This is a genomic window from Paraburkholderia sp., from assembly GCF_035501035.1.
Lineage (GTDB): Bacteria > Pseudomonadota > Gammaproteobacteria > Burkholderiales > Burkholderiaceae > Paraburkholderia.
The window spans coordinates 1-4,384 of sequence record NZ_DATJWR010000203.1 but is presented as its reverse complement, the minus strand read 5'-3'; the positions used below and the strand labels follow the sequence as shown (position 1 = coordinate 4,384).

General features: G+C 67.1%; 5 protein-coding genes. All 5 read left to right on the top strand.

The window, feature by feature from the left end; translation table 11 throughout:
- Positions 1-919: aldehyde dehydrogenase family protein (locus tag VMJ11_RS14370; protein ID WP_325620062.1), on the top strand; the 919-nt coding region annotated here is incomplete at its 5' end.
- Between the two features lie 97 nt (positions 920-1,016).
- Positions 1,017-2,225, top strand: coding sequence for a 3-oxoadipyl-CoA thiolase (gene pcaF, locus VMJ11_RS14365; protein ID WP_325620061.1), 1,209 nt, complete (start codon positions 1,017-1,019; stop codon positions 2,223-2,225).
- Positions 2,226-2,405: 180 nt separating this feature from the next.
- Positions 2,406-3,197: a 2-(1,2-epoxy-1,2-dihydrophenyl)acetyl-CoA isomerase PaaG gene (paaG, locus tag VMJ11_RS14360; RefSeq protein ID WP_325620060.1), complete on the top strand. Its 792-nt coding sequence runs from the start codon at positions 2,406-2,408 to the stop codon at positions 3,195-3,197.
- 1 nt (position 3,198) lies between these two features.
- Positions 3,199-3,669: a hydroxyphenylacetyl-CoA thioesterase PaaI gene (gene paaI, locus VMJ11_RS14355; protein WP_325620059.1), complete on the top strand. Its 471-nt coding sequence runs from the start codon at positions 3,199-3,201 to the stop codon at positions 3,667-3,669.
- A gap of 66 nt (positions 3,670-3,735) precedes the next feature.
- Positions 3,736-4,384: AMP-binding protein (locus VMJ11_RS14350; protein WP_325620058.1), on the top strand; the 649-nt coding region annotated here is incomplete at its 3' end.

The window sequence follows — 4,384 nt, the reverse complement described above, 5'->3', positions numbered from 1 at the left end:
GCTGCTCGCCACCGATCCGAACGACGGCGCGCTCGTACAGCAGCTCGCGCTGCGCCCCGAGATCAAGCTGATCGACTTCACCGGCAGCACGCAAAACGGCGACTGGCTCGAGCGCAATGCACACCAGGCGCAGGTCTACACTGAAAAGGCCGGCGTGAACCAGATCGTGATCGACTCGGTGGACGACCTGAAGGCCGCAGCCCGCAATATCGCGTTCTCGCTCTCGCTCTACTCGGGCCAGATGTGCACGGCCCCGCAGAACATCTACGTGCCACGCGACGGCATCCGCACATCTGAAGGCCAGGCGAGCTTCGAGGCCGTCGCCCAGGCGATTGCCGGCGCGGTGCAAAAGTTCGTGGCCGACCCGGCGCGCGCCGTCGAGGTGCTAGGCGCGATCCAGAACGAAGGCGTGATTGCGCGCATCGTCGAGGCCCGCAAACTCGGCACCGTGCTCGCAGACAGCCAGACGCTGGAACACCCGCAGTTCGCCGGTGCGCGCGTGCGCACGCCACTCGTGCTTTCGCTCGACGCTGCACGCGATGCGGCCTCGTTCACGCGCGAATGGTTCGGCCCGATCTCGTTCGTGATCGCCACGGATTCGACGGCTCAGTCGCTCAAACTGGCAGGCGAGACCGCTCGCGACCACGGCGCGCTCACGCTTTCCGTCTACAGCACTGACGACGCCGTGATCGACGCCGCCCACGAAGCCGCGATCACCGGCGGCGTGGCGCTCTCGATCAACCTGACGGGCGGTGTGTTCGTGAATCAGTCGGCAGCGTTCTCGGACTTCCACGGCACCGGTGCGAACCCCGCGGCAAACGCCGCGCTCGCCGACGCCGCCTTCGTGGCGAACCGCTTCCGCGTGGTTCAAAGCCGCGTTCATGTTGAACCGAAAGCGGCGCCTGCGGTAGCCGGCTAAGCGGCCTATGCCGTCTGGCCAATGGCGCCCGATCGCCCATCCCATCTAGCATGCAAGGCGTGAGCGCATTGGCGCGCTCGCGCCCGAGGAATCCGAGATGACCGAAGCCTATATCTGCGACGCGATTCGCACCCCGTTCGGCCGCTACGGTGGCGCCCTCAAGGACGTCCGCGCGGACGATCTCGCCGCCGTGCCCATCCGCGCCCTCGTCGAGCGCAATGCCGGCGTGGACTGGAGCGCGCTCGACGACGTGCTCTACGGCTGCGCGAACCAGGCCGGCGAGGACAACCGCAATGTCGCGCGCATGGCCGCCCTGCTCGCGGGCCTGCCCACTGAAGCGCCGGGCGGCACGCTCAACCGCCTGTGCGGTTCGGGACTCGACGCCGTTGGCAGCGCGGCGCGCGCGATCAAGGCGGGAGAAGCGCGCCTCATGATCGCGGGCGGCGTGGAAAGCATGACGCGTGCGCCGTTCGTGATGGGCAAGGCTGCCGCGCCCTTTTCGCGTGAAGCCGCCATCTACGACACGACCATCGGCTGGCGCTTCGTCAATGCGCTGATGAAGCGCGACTACGGCGTCGATTCGATGCCCGAAACGGCAGAAAACGTCGCGGTCGAATTCAACATCAACCGCGCCGACCAGGACACGTTCGCGCTGCGCAGCCAGCAGAAAGCGGCGCGCGCGCAGAAGGATGGCACGCTCGCGCAGGAAATCGTCGCGCTGGAAATCGCGCAGAAGAAGGGTGATCCGGTGCGCGTCACCCTCGACGAGCATCCGCGCGAAACCTCGCTCGAAGCGCTCGGCAAGCTCAAGGGCGTCGTGAAGCCGGACGGCAGCGTCACGGCGGGCAACGCCTCGGGTGTGAACGACGGCGCCTGTGCGCTGCTGCTCGCTAACGAGGAAGCCGCGAAACAGTACGGCCTGCGTCGCCGCGCGCGCGTGCTCGGCATGGCTACGGCCGGCGTCGCCCCGCGCATCATGGGCATCGGGCCGGCACCGGCCACGCAAAAGCTGCTCAAGCAACTCGGTATGACGCTCGACCAGTTCGACGTGATCGAGCTCAATGAAGCGTTCGCATCGCAGGGTCTCGCTGTGTTGCGCGCGCTCGGCATCGCCGACGACGATCCGCGCGTGAATCCGAACGGCGGCGCGATCGCGCTGGGCCATCCGCTCGGCGCTTCGGGTGCGCGACTCGTCACGACGGCGCTCTATCAGCTGGAGCGCACGAAAGGACGCTACGCGCTCTGCACGATGTGTATCGGCGTCGGCCAGGGCATCGCCCTCGCGATCGAGCGCATCGAAACGTAACGCACGTCGTATCGACCGGCCGTCGGGCGGAGCACGAAGCGCGCGGCGGCACGGCAGTCCCAGGAGACAGCTCTGCATGGGATGGCACTGAGCGCTAAAGCGCCAGGTCCCATCGGCAGCTTTGCATGGGGCCGCACCAGGCGCTCAGCGCCACGTGCGGCCGACAAAGGAGACATACCGATGTCCTACGATGCGATCCGCGTCGAATTCGACGCATCCACCCGCGTGGCCACGATCACGCTCAACCGTCCGGACAAGCTCAATAGCTTCACACGCGCCATGCACCGCGAACTCTCCGGGGCGCTGGACGAAGTCGCCGCTGCCGGCGCCCGCGCGCTGGTGCTGACCGGTGCGGGCCGCGGCTTCTGCGCAGGCCAGGACCTCGCCGATCTCGACTTCACGCCGGGCGCGATGAGCGACCTCGGCGCGCTCATCGAAGAGCATTTCAACCCACTGATCAAGCGCCTGCAGGCGCTGCCGATGCCCGTGATCGCAGCCGTCAACGGCACCGCGGCCGGCGCCGGCGCGAATCTCGCCCTCGCGTGCGACCTCGTGCTCGCCGCACGCTCCGCGAGCTTCATCCAGGCATTCGTGAAGATCGGCCTCGTGCCCGATTCGGGCGGCACGTGGTTCCTGCCCAAGCGCGTGGGCATGGCGCGCGCGCTCGGGCTCGCCATGACCGGCGACAAGCTCAGCGCGGAAAAGGCAGAAAGCTGGGGGCTCGTCTGGCAGGTGACCGACGACGCGGAGCTCGCGCAAACGGCCACCGCCCTCGCCGCGCGTCTCGCGCAGCAGCCCACGCGGGCAATCGTCGCGACACGCGAAGCACTTCGCGCCTCGGCGTCGAACACGCTCGACCAGCAACTCGATCTCGAGCGCGACCTGCAGCGCGAGCTGGGCGCCTCGCATGACTACGCCGAAGGTGTCCAGGCCTTCATCGAAAAACGCGCACCGCGCTTCGAGGGCCGCTGAAATGACCGCACAAGTCTCGCAACTCACACATGAGGCCGGCATGTCGCCCGATGAACTCGCCCGCGCGACCGCACAAGCCATGTATGAAGCCGACGGCTGCACCCGTGCGCTCGGCATGGAACTGCTCGAAGTGCGCGCGGGCTACGCGCGCCTTCGCATGGCCGTGCGGCCCGAGTTCCTGAACGGCCACCAGACCTGCCACGGCGGCATGATCTTCTCGCTCGCGGATTCCGCTTTCGCCTTCGCGTGCAACTCGTACAACATCAACACCGTTGCGGCCGGCTGTTCGATCGAGTTCCTGCGCCCGGTCCTGCGCGACGAGGTGTTGACCGCCGAAGCGGTCGAACAGGTGCTATCGGGACGCAACGGTGTCTACGACATCCGCGTGACGAACCGGGCTGGCGAAACCGTCGCGCTTTTCCGAGGCAAGTCCGCGCAGATTCGCGGCAATGTCGTTCCAGTCGCATCGTGAACCGGGTTTCCCCTGCTCGATTCCCTACCCGTCACGAGTACAGTTCTTAAGGTCCAGGAGACACCCATGACTACCACGCTGCCGCTCGAACCTATCGAAACCGCGAGCCGCGACGAGCTTGCGGCGCTGCAACTCGAGCGCCTGAAATGGTCGCTGACCCACGCCTACGAAAACTCGCCGGTCTACCGCCGCAAGTTCGACGAAGCGGGCGTGCACCCTTCGCAGGTGCGGTCGCTCGCCGATCTCGCGCGCTTCCCGTTCACCACGAAGAAGGACCTGCGCGACAGCTACCCGTTCGGCATGTTCGCCGTGCCGCAGGATCAGATTTCGCGTATTCACGCGTCGTCGGGTACGACCGGCAAGCCGACCGTCGTCGGCTATACGGCACGTGACATCGACACCTGGGCCAATTGCGTCGCGCGCTCGGTGCGCGCAGCGGGTGCCCGCCGCGGCGACAAGGTGCATGTGAGCTACGGCTACGGTCTCTTCACCGGCGGCCTCGGCGCACACTACGGCGCGGAACGCGCGGGCCTCACGGTGATTCCGTTCGGCGGCGGCCAGACCGAGAAGCAGGTCCAGCTGATCCAGGACTTCCGGCCCACCATCATCATGGTGACGCCGTCCTACATGCTGGCCCTCATCGACGAGATGGAGAGGCAAGGCATCGACCCTGTGGGCAGCTCGCTGGAAGTCGGAATCTTCGGCGCGGAGCCCT

Bases quoted from the DNA above. Each gene is read 5' to 3' on its own strand.
- pcaF (WP_325620061.1), top strand. From the start codon at position 1,017: ATGACCGAAGCCTATATCTGCGACGCGATTCGCACCCCGTTCGGCCGC.
- paaG (WP_325620060.1), top strand. From the start codon at position 2,406: ATGTCCTACGATGCGATCCGCGTCGAATTCGACGCATCCACCCGCGTG.
- paaI (WP_325620059.1), top strand. From the start codon at position 3,199: ATGACCGCACAAGTCTCGCAACTCACACATGAGGCCGGCATGTCGCCC.